General features: G+C 69.5%; 16 protein-coding genes. 12 read left to right on the top strand and 4 right to left on the bottom strand.

What is annotated here, in order from left to right:
- Positions 1-21: 21 nt before the first annotated feature.
- Positions 22-1227: a DUF7373 family lipoprotein gene (locus tag QMG86_RS26985; RefSeq protein ID WP_281875478.1), complete on the bottom strand. Its 1206-nt coding sequence runs from the start codon at positions 1225-1227 to the stop codon at positions 22-24.
- A 142-nt stretch (positions 1228-1369) separates the two neighbouring features.
- Between QMG86_RS26985 and QMG86_RS26980 the strand changes: the two genes are divergently transcribed.
- Positions 1370-2716, top strand: a complete 1347-nt coding sequence (locus QMG86_RS26980; RefSeq protein ID WP_281875475.1) for an FHA domain-containing protein — start codon at positions 1370-1372, stop codon at positions 2714-2716.
- A 7-nt stretch (positions 2717-2723) separates the two neighbouring features.
- Here the strand turns inward: QMG86_RS26980 and QMG86_RS26975 are convergent, their stop codons facing one another.
- Positions 2724-4166, bottom strand: coding sequence for a neutral zinc metallopeptidase (locus tag QMG86_RS26975; RefSeq protein WP_281875474.1), 1443 nt, complete (start codon positions 4164-4166; stop codon positions 2724-2726).
- 107 nt (positions 4167-4273) lie between these two features.
- On the opposite strand from QMG86_RS26975, the gene QMG86_RS26970 reads away from it, so the two are divergent.
- The 6 genes from QMG86_RS26970 to QMG86_RS26945 all read left to right on the top strand — a co-directional run bounded on the left by QMG86_RS26970 (position 4274) and on the right by QMG86_RS26945 (position 11894).
- Complete coding sequence (locus tag QMG86_RS26970) at positions 4274-6772, top strand: FHA domain-containing protein (RefSeq protein ID WP_281875473.1); 2499 nt, start codon at positions 4274-4276, stop codon at positions 6770-6772.
- Between the two features lie 91 nt (positions 6773-6863).
- Positions 6864-8552, top strand: a complete 1689-nt coding sequence (locus QMG86_RS26965) for a hypothetical protein (RefSeq protein WP_281875471.1) — start codon at positions 6864-6866, stop codon at positions 8550-8552.
- A 174-nt stretch (positions 8553-8726) separates the two neighbouring features.
- Positions 8727-9170: a 50S ribosomal protein L13 gene (rplM, locus tag QMG86_RS26960; protein WP_040864934.1), complete on the top strand. Its 444-nt coding sequence runs from the start codon at positions 8727-8729 to the stop codon at positions 9168-9170.
- Complete coding sequence (gene rpsI / locus QMG86_RS26955) at positions 9167-9676, top strand: 30S ribosomal protein S9 (protein WP_159839607.1); 510 nt, start codon at positions 9167-9169, stop codon at positions 9674-9676. Before rplM ends, rpsI begins: the two co-directional genes overlap by 4 nt.
- 214 nt (positions 9677-9890) lie before the next feature.
- Positions 9891-11267, top strand: a complete 1377-nt coding sequence (glmM, locus tag QMG86_RS26950; RefSeq protein WP_281875468.1) for a phosphoglucosamine mutase — start codon at positions 9891-9893, stop codon at positions 11265-11267.
- Between the two features lie 90 nt (positions 11268-11357).
- A complete protein-coding gene (locus QMG86_RS26945) occupies positions 11358-11894 on the top strand; it encodes a GNAT family N-acetyltransferase (RefSeq protein ID WP_281875467.1) in 537 nt (178 codons plus the stop codon).
- A 74-nt stretch (positions 11895-11968) separates the two neighbouring features.
- On the opposite strand, the gene QMG86_RS26940 is transcribed toward QMG86_RS26945, so the two are convergent.
- On the bottom strand, positions 11969-13624 hold the full coding sequence (locus QMG86_RS26940; RefSeq protein WP_281875466.1) for an ABC-F family ATP-binding cassette domain-containing protein: 1656 nt from the start codon (positions 13622-13624) through the stop codon (positions 11969-11971).
- A gap of 148 nt (positions 13625-13772) precedes the next feature.
- Between QMG86_RS26940 and QMG86_RS26935 the strand changes: the two genes are divergently transcribed.
- The 5 genes from QMG86_RS26935 to QMG86_RS26915 all read left to right on the top strand — a co-directional run bounded on the left by QMG86_RS26935 (position 13773) and on the right by QMG86_RS26915 (position 17053).
- A complete protein-coding gene (locus QMG86_RS26935) occupies positions 13773-13964 on the top strand; it encodes a PspC domain-containing protein (protein ID WP_039795694.1) in 192 nt (63 codons plus the stop codon).
- A 95-nt stretch (positions 13965-14059) separates the two neighbouring features.
- A complete protein-coding gene (locus QMG86_RS26930; protein ID WP_281875464.1) occupies positions 14060-14368 on the top strand; it encodes a DUF6802 family protein in 309 nt (102 codons plus the stop codon).
- A 126-nt stretch (positions 14369-14494) separates the two neighbouring features.
- Entirely contained in the window at positions 14495-14806 is a 312-nt protein-coding gene (locus tag QMG86_RS26925; RefSeq protein ID WP_281875462.1) for a hypothetical protein, read from the top strand.
- A gap of 58 nt (positions 14807-14864) precedes the next feature.
- Positions 14865-16655 (top strand): hypothetical protein, encoded by a 1791-nt coding sequence (locus QMG86_RS26920; RefSeq protein WP_281875460.1) that lies wholly within the window; start codon positions 14865-14867, stop codon positions 16653-16655.
- Between the two features lie 47 nt (positions 16656-16702).
- Positions 16703-17053, top strand: a complete 351-nt coding sequence (locus QMG86_RS26915) for a Maf family protein (protein WP_281875459.1) — start codon at positions 16703-16705, stop codon at positions 17051-17053.
- Positions 17054-17080: 27 nt separating this feature from the next.
- Here the strand turns inward: QMG86_RS26915 and QMG86_RS26910 are convergent, their stop codons facing one another.
- On the bottom strand, positions 17081-17938 hold the full coding sequence (locus tag QMG86_RS26910; protein WP_281875457.1) for a dienelactone hydrolase family protein: 858 nt from the start codon (positions 17936-17938) through the stop codon (positions 17081-17083).
- Positions 17939-17940: the final 2 nt, after the last annotated feature.

The following is a 17940-nucleotide window of genomic DNA, read 5'->3' as shown; positions in this document are numbered from 1 at the left end:
GGGGGTCAACCGCCGCTGATCTCAGAAACTGTTCGCCAACAGTGCATACTCCGCGGCGACCTTCTGCCGTACGTCCGGTTCCTTATCACTGGTGACGACTCCGACGTACCTCTTGTACGCGACGTAGCAGCGGAACTTGTACTCCCGATCCGGGTCGCCTTTGCTGTTGAGCTGCAAGCACTTGGCACCGGGGACGTCTTTGGGCGCGCCCAGCGAATCGTAGTGCCCGCCTTCGCTCTCCAACAGGCCGGAGACCAGCTTCTGCGCCGCCGCCGCGTCGCGGGTGCGAGCGACATAGCTGTCGTCCAGCAGGCCGATGTGGTCCACGCCGGTGTCCTCGATCAGGCGCAGGTGAACGGATTCGTCGTCGGCGCGGTGCACGGTGTGGTAGCCGCCGTAGACGGCGAAGGTCGCCGGGTCGGGCGCGCGGTTCTTGCGGTCGGCGACCGCGACGCGGGCGAGCAGGTCGTCCGGGTCGGTCTTCAGGGTGTCGAGCTTCTCCACCGGTGTCGGGGTGAACTTGTCCAGCTGCGCGACCTGGGCGGCCAACGTCTTGTCGACCCACTTCACCAGGTCGTCGCCGTCCGCCTTGGGGCGCTGGATGAACAAGGAGATGACGAATTCCTTGTGCGCCATGAAGGCGCCGACATTGGGAACGCCCGGCCGCCAGTGGATGTAGGCGTCGGGATACTTCGTCGAGGACAGTTTGCGGTTGTCCGGCGAGACGGCGATGTCGACATCCTCGAGTTCGCGTGCGGCGAGCTTCGCGGTGGCCTCGTCGGGGAAGCGGAACACGGCGTTGGTGACCGCGGTGGCCTCCGGCGCCGGGTTGGACTGGCCGGTGGGGTCGGGGCGGTCGGCGCCGCTGGCGGCGTATCCCACAACCAGCTTGCGGTTGTCGAAGACCGGCCTGGACACCTTGGCGACGAAGTCGAGCGCCTGCTCGGCGTCGGCGACGACGGTGCTGCCGCGACCGACCTTCAGCACGGGGTCGATGCGCACGGTGGGGACCACCGCGTCCGACATCCGCATGCCTTCCAGCAGCGCGCCTTTGCCCGCGGCATCCTGCTTGTACTCGTGCTTGTCGATGGGATAGGTGCCGACTTCCAGCGTGCGCACATCGATCTCGCCCGCCGTCGGCGTTCCCTGCACGCCGGCGCAACCGGCCAGCATCCCTGCCAGTGCCAGGCAAGACGCGGTGAGCGCGATGCGTTGCGTCCGAACCATCTCAGGCCCCTCGTTCCTCCCGTTGCTGACACTGAAGTTACCCGACGGACGCCGGGGAGGGGGACCGATGCCGTTCGTCTTGCAATACCCTTGTCGGTGTGGCGACGACCTTGCACTGCACCTCCGGTGGAGGCCGATACCGGTGAAGGATCGGCAGGTCGAGGTCGTCGTAGGCAGCCACGCCGTGGCCGCGGTCGCGGGCGCGGTCGTCGTCGTCGCGCACCGCAAGCCTGGCAGGCCGTCGCCGGACTCGCCCGCCTTCGCCGCCCTGGAATCGCTGGCCGAACTGGTGCGGGACGCGACCGCTCGCGAGCCGGGCGGCCCCGGCGCCCTGGTGGCGCGGCAGGCGACGCGCTGGCTGATGAAACATGCCGAGCAGATCAGCCCCGGCGAACCGATCGACTTCGGCATCCTCTCCGCCGCCGAGAACGGGGGCGTGGCGATCTTCCTGCACGGGGCGGTCACCGCCGTGCTGGGCGGTGACGGCGGGGTCGAGCGATACCGCGGCAGCGACGCGGCTTTCACCGTGGATCGGGTCGCGCCGGTGCCCGCGCGGGCGGTGGCGTTGTTCGTCGACGACGCGAAAGGCCGCGTTCCCGATCTGCCACCCGAGCGCGGCATCGGCCGGCTGGTCGAGGGCGTCGCCCAGGCGGGTGGCGCGATCGTATGGTCGGAAGGTTCCCGCACGAGTGCGCCGACGAACGGCGGGGATCCCCGTGCCGCGGGTGCGCATCGCCGCCCGGAGACGCCGCTGCCGACGGCGCGCGTCGAACCCGACCCGCCCACCGAGTCGGTACGTCGGGAGCGGCCTGCGCCGCAACCGCAGCCCGTGGCCGGGCCGCCGCGGTACCCGACCGCACCGTCCACCGCCATGCTCGACGCGGAGGCCGAGCAGACGCCGATCGATCCGCACCACGCCCCCACTCAGCTGGGCGGCACCAATCCCGCGCCGCGACCCGACCCGGGCCTGCAACGCAGGCTGGAGGCGACGGCCAAGGCGACCGCGCTGACCGTCAAGGTCATGGGGTTCAAATGCGCGCGCGCCCATCCCAGTGATCCGCGGGCGGCGTTCTGCACCGTCTGCGGTATGCCGGTCGACCAGACCCAGGCGCTGATCGAAGTGGTCCGCCCGCCGCTGGGCATGCTGATCCTCGACGACGGCATGACCTACATGCTCGCCGCGGACGCGGTGATCGGGCGCGATCCGGAGCGTTCGCCCGCCGCGGAGAGCGGACTCGTCCCGCTGCGCGTCGACGACGCCTCCGGCGGCATGTCCCGGGCCCACGCCGAAATCCGGCTGGTGAACTGGGATGTGACGGTGGTGGACTGCGGTTCGACCAACGGCACCCGCACCCGTCTGCCGGGCTATCGGGACTGGGTGCGCTTGGCGCCGCACCAGTCCATGGTGCTCATGCCCGGCACGGAGATCATGCTCGGCAACCGCGTCCTGCGCTTCGAACTGGCCGCCCCGCCGCCGTTCGGCCGCTGAACCCGCGTCACGAATAGCGGGCGGCGCAGACACTCTCGCCGTTCAGGACTCCGGCGCGAAACGCCTCGACCCGGGAGAAACCGCTGGGCACGGTCTTACCTTGGGCGTCGCTCGCCGCCAAGCCGTCGGTGAGCAGGCCCGAGACCGCCTCGTCGAGATCGCCCGCCGCGAGTTTGATATCGCCCTGACTGACCGGCCGCCCGGATTCGGCGAGCTTGCCGGTGACCACTCCGGACAGACAAGCCGCGCGCAGTCCGGTCTTGGCTCCCACCAGGCTCTCACCGCGGTTCTGCTGGACCGCCAGGGTATAGCGGGAGATGAACACGACGTAGCCGTTGTAGTCGCCGGTCACCTTGAGCGGCAACGGGTCGTCCGCGGAGCTGGACATACCCCGCTCCGCGAGCGCGGGAATATCCGTGGCGATCGTGTTCTTCGCCGGGCAATACGACACCGGTTCGGTGACCACGCCGTCGCGGCATTCGATCTTCGCCTGGGAGTAGTCGTAGGTCGGCTCGTCGTCGATCGGCAGAATCGCTCGGAGGGCCTTGGTGAGTTCGATCAGGGTTTCCTTCGTGATCGGGTACTCGCCGCGGCCGGTGTCGTCGCTGAAACTCTGCGGCAGATTGGCGCGGCGCTGGTCGATCTCGTCCTGATCGATGCCCTTGCATCCCTTGGGGCCGTCGGTGAAACCGATCTGCACCGCGGTGACCCGTTCGAAGGCGGAGCCGTGCACGCTCTCCGGGTCGTCGGGGTCGGAGTCACGGATGGCGACGGTAGCCGCGAGCACCGTGTTGAGGCCGTCGGAGGTGTTGATCGTGAAGTGCTCGGCTTTGCCCTCGGCCACGTGGCGCATGAACGCGCCCGCGAAGCAATCCGCCTGCTGTTCCTTGACGATCACCGGGGTTTTCGGAGCGACGATCTTGGCCATGGTCTGCACCGCGTGCCCGTACTCGTGCGCGAGCACCATCACCACGGACATCTTCCCGAAGGTCTCCTCCATGGTGGGAAGCAGCACCGATCGGTCCCAGCCGATGGAATTGTCCAGCCGGCAGTAGGCGGCGTTCACCAAGCGGTAGGTGGTCTCCTTGCAGAACTCGACCGACTCCGCGCGCCCGGCTTTCGCGCTCCAGGACAGCAGCTTCTCGACCGGCTTGAACTCGCCCTGGAACTCCTTGCCGAACTCGCCGCGCCAGTAGGTCTGGATGTCGTCGACGGCGTTGAGCGCCAGCGTGTCCACGGCGCCGCCGTCGCCGTTGGTCGCGGTCAGCGTGCTATCCGGGACGCCGGTGCGCGGACCGCTCGGACCGCTGGTGGTGGGAAGTCCGGCGACCTTGAACGGATCGTCGTAGACGGAGACGGCCCTGCCGTCGACCACTCGGATGCAGCCCCCGGCCAGCACCAGAATGCTGAGCAGCGCCGCAACCAGCGCGCTCGCTCGGACTCTCGGCAAGGCTCCCCCTCGTCGGCCGGTACAGCGTTCACATCGGTGGCCGGATCGGGGCATATGGCGCATCGGGGGCACCGCCGATGTCCGGGTGATGGAATAGTATCCGCTGCATGTCTTCACCGGGGGCGCAGACCATCACCGTGCGCCATGATGGAAACGAACGAGTATTCGATTCGAGCCAGCAGGTCACGATGGGCCGCGCGCCGGAGGTGACGCTGTTCGTCGACAGCCCGCTCGTTTCGCGTGTGCACGCGACGCTGGCCTGGCAGGGCAGCGCCTGGGTGTTGACCGACAACAGAAGCACCAACGGAGTGTTCGTCGACGCACGCAGGCTGACCCAGCCGGTGTCGATCGACCGTCCCACGCAGGTCCGGCTGGGTGACGCGATCAGCGGCCCGCTGTTGCACCTGCTGCCCGCGAACCCGCAACCACCGCAACGGCCTTCCGTGCGCCCGCCGCAACCGGCCCCCCAACCGGCTCCGCCGCCCGGTCCGCCGCCGCACGCGGTCCGGCGGCCCGCGCAGCAGTTCCAGCGGCCGCCATATCCGCCGCCGCAGGACGCGCCCGCGCCCGCGCTGAACATCAACATGACGACCAGGGCGGATACGTCGAACATGCCGCCGGTCCGGGCCAGGGCGAGCACGGCGCCCATCGCCCGCGGTGACCGGATCCCCCAGACCGGACTGAGCATCGGCCGCACCACCGACAACCAGATCGTCGTCAACGATCCGCTGGCCTCCCGCAAACATGCCCGCCTGATCTCCTCCGCCGAGGGCCTGACCATCGAGGACCTCGGCTCGGCGAACGGCACGTTCGTCAACGGGCACCGCCAGCAACGGGCGGTGCTGCGCGAGCGGGACATCATCACCATCGGCAACGTCGACTTCGTCGTGCAGCAGGGCGCGCTGGTGCATCGGCAGAAGCCGGTCGCCGAGCAGGGTCTGGCGGTGCACGGGGTCGGTTTCACCGTCGAGGGCAACAAGCAGCTGCTCGTCGACGTGAACATGTCGGCCAGCCGCGGGACGCTCACCGCGCTGATCGGTCCCTCCGGCGCGGGCAAGTCGACGCTGTCGCGCCTGATCGCGGGCACCACCCGGCCTTCGGGCGGCGTGGTCACCTTCGAGGGGCGCAATCTGCACGCCGAGTACGAGGCGCTGCGGTCCCGCATCGGCATGGTGCCGCAGGACGACGTGCTGCACCGCCAGCTCACGGTGCGCCAGGCGCTCGGTTTCGCGGCCGAGCTGCGGCTGCCGAGGGACAACAGCAAGCAGGACAGGCAGAAGGTCATCGACGGTGTGCTGCAAGAGCTTTCGCTCACCGAACACGCCGACACCAGGGTCGACCGGCTGTCCGGCGGTCAGCGCAAGCGGGCTTCGGTGGCGCTGGAACTGCTGACCGGTCCCTCGCTGCTCATCCTGGACGAACCGACCTCGGGCCTGGACCCGGCACTGGACCGGCAGGTCATGGTGATGCTGCGGGAACTGGCCGACGCGGGCCGCGTGGTGATCGTGGTGACCCACTCGGTGGCGCACCTGGACATGTGCGATCAGGTACTGCTGCTCGCCCCCGGCGGCAAGACCGCCTACTGCGGCAACCCGGCCGGTGTCGGCGCGGCGCTCGGTACCAGCGATTGGGCGGAGATCTTCGCCAACGTCGCGGCCAACCCGGATCAGGCCTTCGCCGCCTATCGCTCCCGGCAGGCGTTCGCGCCGCCACCCCCGCCGCCTGTCCAGCCGTACGGGCCCGCGGGCAGTCCGCCGCAATCCAGTCGCGGCAAGCAGTTCTCGACGCTGGCGCGCAGGCAGGTCCGGCTGATCCTGGCCGATCGCGGTTATCTGACGTTCCTGGTGCTCCTGCCGTTCATCCTCGGCGGGCTGTCGCTGGTGGTGCCGGGGAAGAACGGTTTCCAGCGCGGCGCGCTGAAAGCGCTACCGGATGGCACATTCGTGCCCGAGGGCGGCAGTGAGACACAACAGCTGCTGGTGGTGCTGATTCTGGGCGCCTGTTTCATGGGCTCCACGCTCACCGTGCGCGATCTGGTCGGGGAACGGACGATCTTCCATCGCGAACGCGCGGTGGGGCTGCTGCCCTCGGCGTATCTGATGGCGAAGATCGCCGTCTTCAGTTTCACCGCGCTGCTGCAGTCTGCGGTCCTGGTCGGCATCGTGCTCGCGGGCAAGAAGCGCCCGGGCGAAGGAGCGGTGCTGGCCTCCGGCAGCGCGGAGCTGTACATCGATATCGCGCTGACCGCGATCTGCTGTGTGGTCGTCGGCCTGCTGTTGTCGTCGCTGGCGAAGTCGAACGAGCAGGTGATGCCGCTGCTGGTGGTGGCCATCATGTGCCAGCTGGTGATGGCGGGCGGCCTGATCCCGGTCACCGGCCGGGTGGTGCTCGAGCAGGTGTCCTGGCTGTTCCCGGCCCGGTGGGGGTACGCGGCCGGCGCGTCGACGGTGAACATTCGCGAACTGTTCCTCAACGCGCAGCCCGACACGCTCTGGCAGCAGAAGCCGGAGATCTGGGCGCTGGACGTCGGCGTGCTGTTGCTGATCACCTTGGTGCTGGCGATCCTCACCTGGCGCCGGTTGCGTCTGAAGAAGTCGTCCGCGTGACGCGGTTGGCACGGATCACGGGCGCCCCGCGGCGCGGAGGCGGCGCCGAACGGGTGACGACGAGCATCTCGGCCGCGAACCGGGCACACTTATGCCTGTGACGGTGCGAGTAGGGGCAGTGCATCTCGGCTGGGATGTGGTGTCCGTGGCAGCCGGCGGCGGTGGCGTTCCCATCCGGCCGGTACAGGTGGAGGGGATGTGGACGCCGCCGGCCTATCTGCTGGCGGATTCGTCGGGCCGGCTGCACACGGCGGGCGTGGAACGCAACCGGCCGGATCTCGGGATGGCGATCGCCGACGTGCGCGACATCCTGGGTCATCCGCAGATCGTGGTCGCGGGCGCGACTTGGCCCGCCGAGCTGGTCTTCCGTGCGCGCATGTACAACCCGCTCGCGGAGATCGGCAAGCACTTGCGCGGCAAGCCGGACCTGGTGGCGTTGCCCTTCCCGGACAACTGGCCGGACGAGAAGGTCGAGATCTACGCGTCGATGGTGGAACAGCTCGACGTCGTGGTGGAGCCGCTGCCGGAGAGCGTGGCGTTGTCCGGTTACGTCCGCGCGCTCGGGCTGGTGCACCCGCCGGACCGGGCCAGGCCGCACGGCATCGGCGCGACGGGGGTGTACTCCGACGGCCGCAGCATGCTGGTGGTCGCGGTGCACGGCGACGACGAGCAGCCCACCGAGTCGGTGGACGTCCCGGTGGACGCGGAGGCCATGCGGGATGCCCGGTCGGCGGACGACGTCGTGATCGAGGTGATGGCGGCCGCCCGTTCGATCGGCGCGGACACCTCGACGGTCCTGCTGTCGGGCAACGTGCGCTTCAACGACGCGTTGCGCCTGGCCTTCCAGAACCATCTCGGACACCGGCTGCATGTGGCCGACCATCCGATGCACGCGCTCGTCCTGGGCGCGGCGCACCTGCTGGTGAGCGACACGGAGGCGGGTGAGCCGGAGCCCGCGGGCGGGCATGTCGAACCTGTGCCCGCTCCGCAGCGCCCGGTGGACGCCCGGCCGCAGGCCGAGTACGCGCCGCCGCCGCAAGCAGCGCCGCCGCAACCGGCGGACGCGGGGCCGCGCCACCCGGAGCAGCCGCCGGTGCGCCCGGTGCCCGGCGTCCAATACGGGCCGGGCTACCCCACCCAGCCCGATGAGGAGACGACCAGGATCGGGCGCGAGGAGGTGCCGCGCGGTCTCCCGCCGAACCTCGCCGAACTGGGCAGCCGCTTCACCCGGCCGCCGAGCGCACCCGAGGATCGAACCGGTCCGCCGTCCGGGCCGCCCGGTGGGCCGGTGCCACCGCTCGGGCCGCGGCCGCCCTACCCGGGAGCGGCGGAACAGCAGTCCTACCCCGGTCCACCACGCCAGGGCGCATGGCAGGACCAAGGCCCGGAGTCCGAGGACGAGGAGCGGCACCGCAAAGGCAAACTCTGGAACAAGATGAAGGGCAACTTGTTCGGCGCCAATACCGTCGTGGGGGCGATGGCGCTGGCCGTGGTCGCGCTGCCGTCCGGTAATCACTCGGTGCAGCCGACGGCGCAGCCGGTCGTCCTCGACGCGGGATCGGTCGTCGCCGAACAGGCGGGCGAGGCCGAGCCGGTCGCGTGTCCAACTGCTCCCTACGCGATCACGCGGCCCAAACCAGGCGTCACCACCGCACGCGGTGACCAGCGGGAAGCGCAGGAGAGCTCCCCGGAGTGCGGACGGCCGGACGCCGACACCTTGCGCTACCTGATCCCCGGACCGCCCGGCGCGATCGACTTCGGACCCCCGATCGAGACCTGACGCGATTTCTTCCCGCGATACCCCACTGGTATCGTGGCTCGTCGGCGTGTGGAACGCCCGGTCGAACCCTGTGGATCGCCCGGACGTCCACCGAGGCTCGGGTCTCCACCGGCCGCCGGGAACACCTCGACCGCACGCCTGGCCGGCAACACCGACGACAGACAGGGAAGCACTGTGCCTACGTACAGCCCCAAGGCGGGTGACGTGACCCGTAAGTGGTACGTCATCGACGCCACTGACGTAGTGCTCGGCCGTCTCGCCGTCCAGGCAGCGAATCTGCTGCGTGGCAAGACGAAGCCGACCTACGCCCCGCACGTCGATGGTGGCGATTTCGTCATCATCATCAATGCCGACAAGGTCGCCATCAGCGGCAACAAGCGGCAGGACAAGCTGATCCACCACCACTCCGGGCACCCGGGCGGCCTCAAGTCGCGGACTGTCGGTCAGGTGTTGGAGACCCGTCCCGACCGCCTCGTGGAGAAGGCCGTCAAGGGCATGATCCCGAAGAACAAGCTCGGCAACGCGATCGCGGGCAAGCTGAAGGTGTACGCGGGTCCGACGCACCCGCACGCCGCCCAGCAGCCCATTCCGTTCGAGATCAAGCAGGTGGCCCAGTGACCGCTCCCGAGGAATTCAACGAGGACTACGTCGAGGAATTCGACGCTGCCGAGGCTGTCGAGGACGGTGCGGGCTACGAGGACTCCGAGGTCTCGGCGTCTTACACCCCGGTCGTGATCGACCGCCCGGTGCAGACCGTCGGCCGCCGTAAGGAGGCCGTCGTGCGCGTGCGCCTGCTGCCCGGCTCCGGCAACTTCGTGCTCAACGGCCGCACCATCGAGGACTACTTCCCGAACAAGGTGCACCAGCAGCTGGTCAAGTCGCCGCTGGTGACGGTCGAGCGCACCGAGTCCTTCGACGTGCACGCCCGCCTGGTCGGCGGCGGCCCGTCCGGCCAGGCAGGCGCCCTGCGGCTGGCCATCGCCCGCGCGCTGATCGAGGTCACCCCGGAGGATCGTCCCGCCCTCAAGCGGGCCGGCTTCCTGACCCGTGACCCGCGCGCCACCGAGCGCAAGAAGTACGGTCTGAAGAAGGCGCGTAAGGCGCCGCAGTACTCGAAGCGCTGATATCGGCAACGTCGACCTTCCGCGTCCGGCATCCTCGCGGTGCCGGACGCGGTACGGTCGACGCGGCAGCTGTACGAGAGCAGGCTCCCAGCGAACAGCTGGTCGCCTGCTCTCGCGCTGTATGAAGACAGGGCGTTCGCGGGGCCTTCGTGGTGCACGGGCCGGTGCCTCCCGGGCCGACGCCCACGCCACAGATCACCAAGAGGGGCGAGGTATGGGACGGTTGTTCGGCACCGACGGAGTCCGCGGGCTTGCCAACGAGTCGCTGAGTCCGGAGCTGGCGCTGCGCGTGTCCGGTGCGGCCGCGCAGATCCTGAGCCGGGGCAAAAAGCGTGCGCTCGCGGTGGTCGGCCGCGATCCCCGCGCCAGCGGGGAGATGCTCGAGGCCGCCGTGACCGCGGGGCTGACCGCGGCGGGCGTGGATGTGCTGTCGGTGGGGGTGCTGCCGACGCCTGCGGTCGCCTATCTCACCGGTTTGTACGACGCGTGTCTCGGCGTGATGATCTCCGCCTCGCACAATCCGATGCCCGACAACGGGATCAAGATCTTCGCCGCGGGCGGGCACAAACTCGATGACGCGATCGAGGACCGGATCGAGGCGCTGATAGCCGCCGAGTCGCCGTTCCGCCCGACCGGCGCGAGCATCGGACGGGTGCGCAACGCGGCGGGCGCGCGCGATCAAGGGCTGACCGTCCCGGATCAGTACAGCCTCGCGGGCACCCACGAACGCTATGTGGAACACCTGGTCGAGGCGACCGGTCAGGACCTGTCCGGGCTGACCGTCGTGGTCGACTGCGCACACGGCGCCGCCGCCGAGGTGGGGCCCGCCGCCTACCGCGAGGCGGGGGCGACGGTGATCGCGATCAACGCCGAGCCCGACGGGCTGAACATCAACGACGGCTGCGGCTCGACCCATCTGGACCAGGTGCGGGCCGCGGTGGTGGAGCACGGCGCCGATCTCGGTCTCGCGCACGACGGCGACGCCGACCGCTGCCTGGCCGTCGACGCCTACGGCAATGTTGTCGACGGCGACGCGATCCTCGCGATCCTCGCGCTCGCCATGCATGAGGCGGGCGAGCTGGCCCACGACACCTTGGTCGCCACCGTGATGAGCAACCTCGGCCTGCACATCGCCATGCGCGCGGCGGGAATCACCATGCGCACCACGGCCGTCGGCGACCGCTACGTGCTCGAGGAATTGCGGCGCGGCGGCTACACCCTCGGCGGCGAGCAGTCGGGGCACGTGGTGTTCCCGCGATACGGCACCACCGGCGACGGCATCCTCACCGGCTTGCGCCTGATGGCGCGGATGGCGCAGTCCCGGCGCACCCTGGCCGACCTGGCCGCAGTACTGCAGACCGTGCCGCAGATCCTGGTGAACGTGCCGGTCAGCGACAAATCCGTGGTGGCGCGCGCCCCCGAGATCCGGGACGCGGTGCTGGAGGCGGAGCGAGTACTCGGTGACTCCGGGCGAGTGCTGCTGCGGCCGAGCGGCACCGAAGAACTGGTGCGGGTGATGGTGGAAGCCACCGACCCGGCTCAGGCACGCCAGCTGGCGGACGACCTGGCCAAGCGGGTCGCGGCTGTGTAGTTCGGTCGCGCCTTCGGCGAGGACGGCGGATACGCGGTCACACTCGAAACTTGTTTGCGCCTTACCGCTCTCGCGCGTTGAGTCGAGGTCATGACGATTTTGACAGTGCCCGAACTGGAGGGCGAGCAGACGCGGTTGCGTCCCTTCGCAGAAGCCGACGCGGGCAGCGTCGTCGAGGCCGGGCAGGACCCGACGATTCCCTTGAACACCACCGTAGTCGCCCACGGTGATCACCGCGATGCGCGCGCATTCATTCAACGCCAGCACCGACGAGCGATCACCGGCGAGGGATGGTCATTCGCCATCACCGACCCCGCCACCGATACCGCCGTGGGTCAGATCGGGCTATGGCGTCGGAATATCCACCACGGCAGAGCCTCGGTCGGGTACTGGGTTCTTCAGCGCTATAGACGCCACGGGTACGCGACCCGTGCACTGCGCGTCCTCAGTTCCTGGGCCGCCGTCCACGACGAGATCTCCCGGCTCGAGCTGTTCGTGGAACCCGCGAACGAAGGATCCTGGCGAGCCGCCGAAGCAGCCGGATACCAACGGGAAGGGCTGCTGCGCCGATGGGAGAAGGTCGGCGGCGAGCCCCGCGACATGTACATCTACGCACTGCTGCCCTGATCTTGTGAGAGCGGCCGGATGCCGGATCTTTGGGCCACCTCGGACTGCAACCGGCCGGGTTGCCACAGTTGTGGTCAGTGGGTTTCGGTGAGTACGCCCGCGTTCATGTGCCAACGCCGGGTCGCTCGGACCGTGTCGAGCATGCGGCGGTCGTGGGTGACGAGTATCAGTGTGCCCGTGAAGGATTCGACGGCCTGCTCCAGTTGTTCGATGGCGGGGAGGTCCAGGTGGTTGGTCGGCTCGTCCAGCACGAGCAGGTTCACTCCGCGGGCCTGGAGCAGGGCGAGCGCGGCGCGGGTGCGTTCGCCGGGGGAAAGGGTGTCGCACGGGCGCTGCACGTGCGGGCCGCGCAAGCCGAATTTCGCCAGCAGGGTGCGAGTGTCCGCCTCCGGCCACTCCGGGAGTTCGGCGCCGAAAGTGTCGGCCAGTGCGACGGGTCCGCGGAACAGTCCGCGCGCCTGGTCGACCTCGCCGATCCGGACGCCGGAGCCCAGGCTCGCGGTTCCGCTGTCGGGCCGCAGTTTTCCCAGTAACAGCGCCAGCAGCGTGGACTTCCCCGAGCCGTTCGCGCCGGTGAGCACGATGCGGTCCGCCCAGTCGACCTGGGTGGTGATCGGGCCGAGCGTGAAGTCGCCCCGGGTCACCCGCGCCTGGGACAGTGTCGCCACCACCGAGCCGCTGCGCGGGGCCGCGGCGATGCTCATACGCAGCTCCCATTCCTTGCGCGGCTCCTCCACCACCTCCAGCCGTTCGATGCGGCGCTGGGTCTGCCTGGCCTTGGCCGCCTGCTTCTCGGTGGATTCGGCGCGCATCTTGCGGCCCGCCTTGTCCGAGTCCAGCTTCCTGGGATCACGCGCCTTGCGGCGTGCGTTGCGGACGCCGTGTTCGAGCCAGTTGCGCTGCATCTGGGCGCGGGCCTCCAAGCCCGCTTTCGTGTCGGCGTACTCCTCGTAGGCTTCGCGCGCGTGCCTGCGGGCGATCTCGCGCTCCATCAGGTACGCCTCGTAACCGCCGTCGTACCAGCCGACCTGCTGCTGCGCGAGATCCAATTCCACGATGCGATTCACCGTGCGCGCCAGGAACTCCCGGTCGTGGCTGATCACCATCAGCGGCACCCGCACGCCGGCGACGAACTGTTCCAGCCGGGCCAGCCCGTCCAGATCCAGGTCGTTGGTCGGCTCGTCCAGCAGCAGGATGTCGAACCGCGACAGCAGGACCGAGGCCAGCCCGGCGCGGGCGGCCTGGCCACCGGACAAACCGGTCATCGGGGTGTCCAGGCCGCTCGGCAGACTGTCCGCGAGGCCCAGATCGGCGGCGATCTCGTGGGCGCGCTGGTCCAGGTCCGCGCCACCGAGGGCGAGCCAGCGTTCCAGCGCGGGGGAGTATTCGTCCGGCCCACCTTCGGCGAGGCGCTCGGCCGCGGCGTCCATCGCTCGCTGCGCCTCGGTGACACCGGTCCGGCGCCCGAGGAATTCGAAGACGGTCTCGCCGCGCACCCGCTGCGCCTCCTGGGCCAGATAGCCGACCGTCGCGTCCGGCGGACTGAGCGCGATGCTGCCGGTCGGCGAGTGCCGGTCGGCGAGCATGCGCAGCAGCGTCGACTTGCCCGCGCCGTTCACGCCGACCAGGCCGATCACATCGCCCGGCGCGAGGGTCAGGTCGAGGTCGGCGAACAGCGTGCGCTCACCGTGAGCGGCCGACAGGCCGCGGGCATGCAGAGTGGTGCTCACCAGCACGAGTCTGCCGTGCTCGGGGTTGCACCCTGAGGTCGGCCCCGGGAGAAATCAGGGTCGGAATCGGCCGCCGGGCCGATGGCGGGGCCCGCGGTGGCGGGCAGAGTGGAACTCGTAGCGATCCCCGCAACGAGAGGGAAGACCAATGACCGCCCCCACCCGCCGTTTCACCCGCTCCACCCACGACAAGTGGATCGCGGGCGTCTGCGGTGGCATCGCCGAGTACCTCGGCTGGAACGCCAACGTCGTCCGGCTGCTGTTCGTGGTGTCGTGCCTGCTGCCCGGTCCGCAGTTCGTCATCTACCTGGTGCTGTGGCTGCTGATGCCGAAGAAGTGAACTCGGGGCTGCGCGGAGCCCGCGCGGGTGTCAGGATGGAACGATGCCGCTGTCGCGGCACCGCGCCACCGAACGAGTCCTGCTGAGGAGGAGTCATGATCACCTCGAGCGAATTCCCCGGTGTGGATATACCCGGCATCGACGCGTCCTCGTCCCTCGGCGGGCTGGGTGCGATCGAACTGCAGCACCCGACCCAGGACATCGACGGCGACGGCACCCTCGACACCATCACCACCACGGGTGACGAGGCGATGCAGGTCTGGACCGACTACGACCACGACGGCTTCGCCGACCACGTCACCGTGGTAGAGAAGGACGGCGACTACGCCGCATGGGAATTCCACCGCCAGCCTGACGGCACCTCCGAATGGGTCCGCACCGACCGAGGCCGCATCGGCGGCTGACCGTCGCCGCGCGAGCGGAATTCGGGGGAACCGAGTGTCGGCGTGTTGCGTCGAAGGAAGTACGACGGCAATCTGCGCGAACGAGTTTCGCGCCGCGCGATGACACTACGAAGACGGAGGGGAAACGTGGGCGGGTCGGAAATGGTAGGCGTCCGCACCGGGGAACTGGGTGCGCTGGGCAGCGACTATCGAAGATCGGCGGACGCGGTCCGCGACCAAGCGAAGCGAGTCGCCGATCATTTGTTCGGCAGCGGCGGTGAGGCGGGCCGGAACTATGCGCCGCAGGGCATCGCGGTGCATGAAGGGCTGGAACGGATCGGCGCGTGGCTGCGGAACTGGAGTGACGCCACCACCGCCACCGCCGACGCACTGGGCGCCGCCGTGGTGGTCTACGCCGAGACCGACCAGCAGCGCGCGTCCGAGACGAACAAGTCATGAGACCGCCGAACGACCCGTGCTCGCATCGGCCGCGGCACACCGTCGAGGAGCCGGGATCATGACGATTTCCTGGCAGGGCAAGGCGATCGACGCACTCTTGGACGAGGGCAGCGCCGGACTGCAGTACTGGATCGAGTTCATGCCGCTGTACGAGGCGGCGTTCGGCGGCAACGGCGGCCGGGGTGAGCTCGGCACGCTGCTGGCCAGGTACGACGAGCAGCGCGGCACCCGTCTGGAGAAGCTCGAGCAGGCGGGCGAGGCGCTGAAAGTCGCTCTCGCCGAGGTGGATCGGCAATGGGACGCACAGCAGGGCTACACCCGTCGGCTGCCCGAGTTGTGGCAGGGCGCGGCGGCCGCCGCCGCGCTCGACATGCTCGGCAAACAGTCGGTGCTCGCCGACGAGGACCGGCAGCATGCCAGGGCGGCCATGGCCGTGATCGCCGATCTGGCGAACGCGCTGCGCTCGGCGGTGGCCGCGAAGGCGTTCGCCACTCGGGAATTGCTGGAGGGCCCGGTGGGCGGCGGCAAAGCGGTGAAGATCGACGGCAAGACTCCGGACGACGTGAAACTCATCATCGACGTGCACGATGCGCGGGAATGGATCAGCGCGGAACAGGTGCGCGAACTCGGCCGCATATTCCCCGCGCTCGCCGTGCCGGAGGACAAGATCAACAAGAGTGTGCTCGGTCTCATCAACTCCGACAGCAAGAATCTGCTCACCGGTGCGTATGGCGATCGGGTGCGCAGCGTCACCGAGGAGTGGCTGACCAAGACCTTCAAGCCGGACTTCGATCGCAAGCTGGCGTCCTACCTCGACGTCTGCGCCGAGGTCGATCGACTCTTCAAGGATCAGTACAAGAACCTCACCGACGCACTGGCGCAACTGTCCGAACAGGCTTATCCGCGCCCGGAAGGCCCGTCGCAACCACAGCCGGGCACACCGTCCGGCCCGGACGATCCCCAGGAAACGAGCGCGCCCGGGCCGCCCGGCACGCCCGCGGCCACAGTCCCGGCGAGCACCGCATCGAGCAGCGTGCCCGTATCGACCTCACCGGCGACACCGACCACACCGGAGACCCGGCCCACGCCGGAGACCCCAACCACGCCCAGCACCCTGACCACGCCCAGCACCCTGACCACGCCTGCGCCCAGGATGCCCGGGCTGGATGGGCTGGCCGCGCTCAGTCAGGTGGCGCAGGAATTCGCGCCGCTGGCAACGGGTCTCGGTCAAGCGGTGGAGCAGGGCATGTCCGCGCTGAGCGGCATCATCACGACCGGAGTCGACGACGCGATCGAAAAGCTCATGCAGAGCGTCGATCCGCAGAACGCCGAAGCCGACGACCAAGCCCACGAAGAGCGAGCCGCAGAGCCGCGCGCCGCGGCGGAATTCGACCTCGGTGGAAAGCATGTCGAGTTCGAGATGGGCCCGGACGGCCGGCTGAAACTGCTTCTCTCCGATGCCACGGGCGCGCAGCAGGAGTTCACCGTCGAACTGAACGAGCAGGGGATACCGGTCATCTCGATGGAGCCGAAAACCGATGACGCACAGCCCCCGGCGCCTGCGGCCCCGGCACCGGAGGCGCAGCGGAACGAGGAGTCTCCCGCGCCGGAATCTCAGGGGGAAGAGGAATCGCCTGGTCCGGCTCCGGAATCCGACGCCGACGACGGTCGGTCCGGTCTGCCGGGCGGAACCCTGCCCGGCGCCCGGCGCGAGGAAGACGGCGAGCACTATCCGAAGTCGCTGCCGGACCAGCGCGAGCCGGACCCCGACGCCCCGGTGGACGGCGGCGCGGAACTCGCCGAAGCGGGCCCATTGGACGCGGATTTCGCCGAGGCGGGCCCGTTGTGAGCCCCGCGGCGACGAGTCCGCACACGGAATGAACAAGGAGGCGCAGCATGGTCGACTACGCCGAGGAGGCGAGGCAGCTCGCCGCCGAGAACCAGCGCCGCATGTCGCTGCTCCTCGACGAGATCCAGGCGATCAACGAGCAGACCGCGGCGACCGGCCGGGAGTTCGCCGACCGCTTGACCGCCGACATGGACCAGTTCTGGGCGACGCACGCCGAGGACATCGACAAGGCCGCCGCAGAGGCGGAGGAGCAGCGACGGCTGCACGAGGAAGCGCAAGAGCAGCGTGCGGCCATCGCGCGGTCGATGGCCGCACGTCGGGCGAATCAAACGGTGGCACCGGTCGACGAGGAGGACGAGGAGGCCGCGTTCTATCGACGCAAGAGCTGGCTGATCTGACCGGCTCCCAGGCGTCGCGGGGGCGGGCTATCGCCGCAGCAGTGCGGCGAGCTGTCCGACCTTCAGCTTCGGTGGCTCCTTCTCCTGCGGCGCTTCCGGGTCGACGACCGCGGTGTGCGGGATGAGCTCGTCGGGGTCGGCGAAGGCGCGGTAGGTCTTGTCGCCCGCCAGCGTGGCGAGCAGGTAACCGGCCAGCAGAGCACGGGTGGTGCGCGCGGTCTTCGCTTCGTGCTTTCCCGCGCCCACGGCGGCGAGCACGCGACGGCCTTCGATGATGCCGTTGTGCGAGGCCTTGTCGATGGCGCGCAGGATCGCGGGGCCGCCCCACGCGGTGGCCAGCGGGACGGCGTTGGAGCTGACCGAGGTGATGTCGGTCGCACCGGCCAGGATCAACGCCGGAACGTCCAGCTCGGGCGCGATGTCCTCGGCGGCGGGCGCGGTGGGCGCGGGGAACAGCGCCGCGACGGTGGCGACGTCGCGGCGGCTCGCGGCGATGACGGCGGCGCCCGCGCCCATGCCGTGCCCGGCCAGGGCGAGGCGCTCCGGATGCACGCTGATCGCGCCGTCACCGAGCCGCACACCGGTGCAGATGTCGAGCGTGGTGAGCAAATCGGCGGCCAGCCCCAGATGTGACGGGATCGGCCCGCGCTCGGTATCGGGGGCGGCCGCCACGATTCCCCAGGAAGCGAGGTGTTCGAGCAGCGTGCGGTAGTGGCCCGCCCCGGTCAGCCAGCCGTGGCCGAACGCGACGGCAGGCAGATTCCGCCCCGTCTCAGGCGTGAACACCACCCCCGGCTGGCCGGCGATGGCCAGATTGCCTCGCAACACGCGGTGCGGGCCGCGGCTGGTCAGGGTGCTCAATAGCGATTTCACAGACGCCGACACGA

The sequence above is a fragment of the Nocardia sputorum genome (genome assembly GCF_027924405.1).
Classification (GTDB): Bacteria; Actinomycetota; Actinomycetes; order Mycobacteriales; family Mycobacteriaceae; genus Nocardia; species Nocardia sputorum.
Note: the sequence above shows the minus strand (reverse complement) of the source record. Positions and strands in the feature narration are given on the sequence as shown.

Bases quoted from the DNA above. Each gene is read 5' to 3' on its own strand.
- QMG86_RS26930 (WP_281875464.1), top strand. From the start codon at position 14,060: ATGATCACCTCGAGCGAATTCCCCGGTGTGGATATACCCGGCATCGAC.
- QMG86_RS26970 (WP_281875473.1), top strand. From the start codon at position 4,274: ATGTCTTCACCGGGGGCGCAGACCATCACCGTGCGCCATGATGGAAAC.
- QMG86_RS26965 (WP_281875471.1), top strand. From the start codon at position 6,864: ATGCCTGTGACGGTGCGAGTAGGGGCAGTGCATCTCGGCTGGGATGTG.
- glmM (WP_281875468.1), top strand. From the start codon at position 9,891: ATGGGACGGTTGTTCGGCACCGACGGAGTCCGCGGGCTTGCCAACGAG.
- QMG86_RS26915 (WP_281875459.1), top strand. From the start codon at position 16,703: ATGGTCGACTACGCCGAGGAGGCGAGGCAGCTCGCCGCCGAGAACCAG.
- QMG86_RS26945 (WP_281875467.1), top strand. From the start codon at position 11,358: ATGACGATTTTGACAGTGCCCGAACTGGAGGGCGAGCAGACGCGGTTG.
- QMG86_RS26985 (WP_281875478.1), bottom strand. From the start codon at position 1,227: ATGGTTCGGACGCAACGCATCGCGCTCACCGCGTCTTGCCTGGCACTG.
- QMG86_RS26935 (WP_039795694.1), top strand. From the start codon at position 13,773: ATGACCGCCCCCACCCGCCGTTTCACCCGCTCCACCCACGACAAGTGG.
- QMG86_RS26920 (WP_281875460.1), top strand. From the start codon at position 14,865: ATGACGATTTCCTGGCAGGGCAAGGCGATCGACGCACTCTTGGACGAG.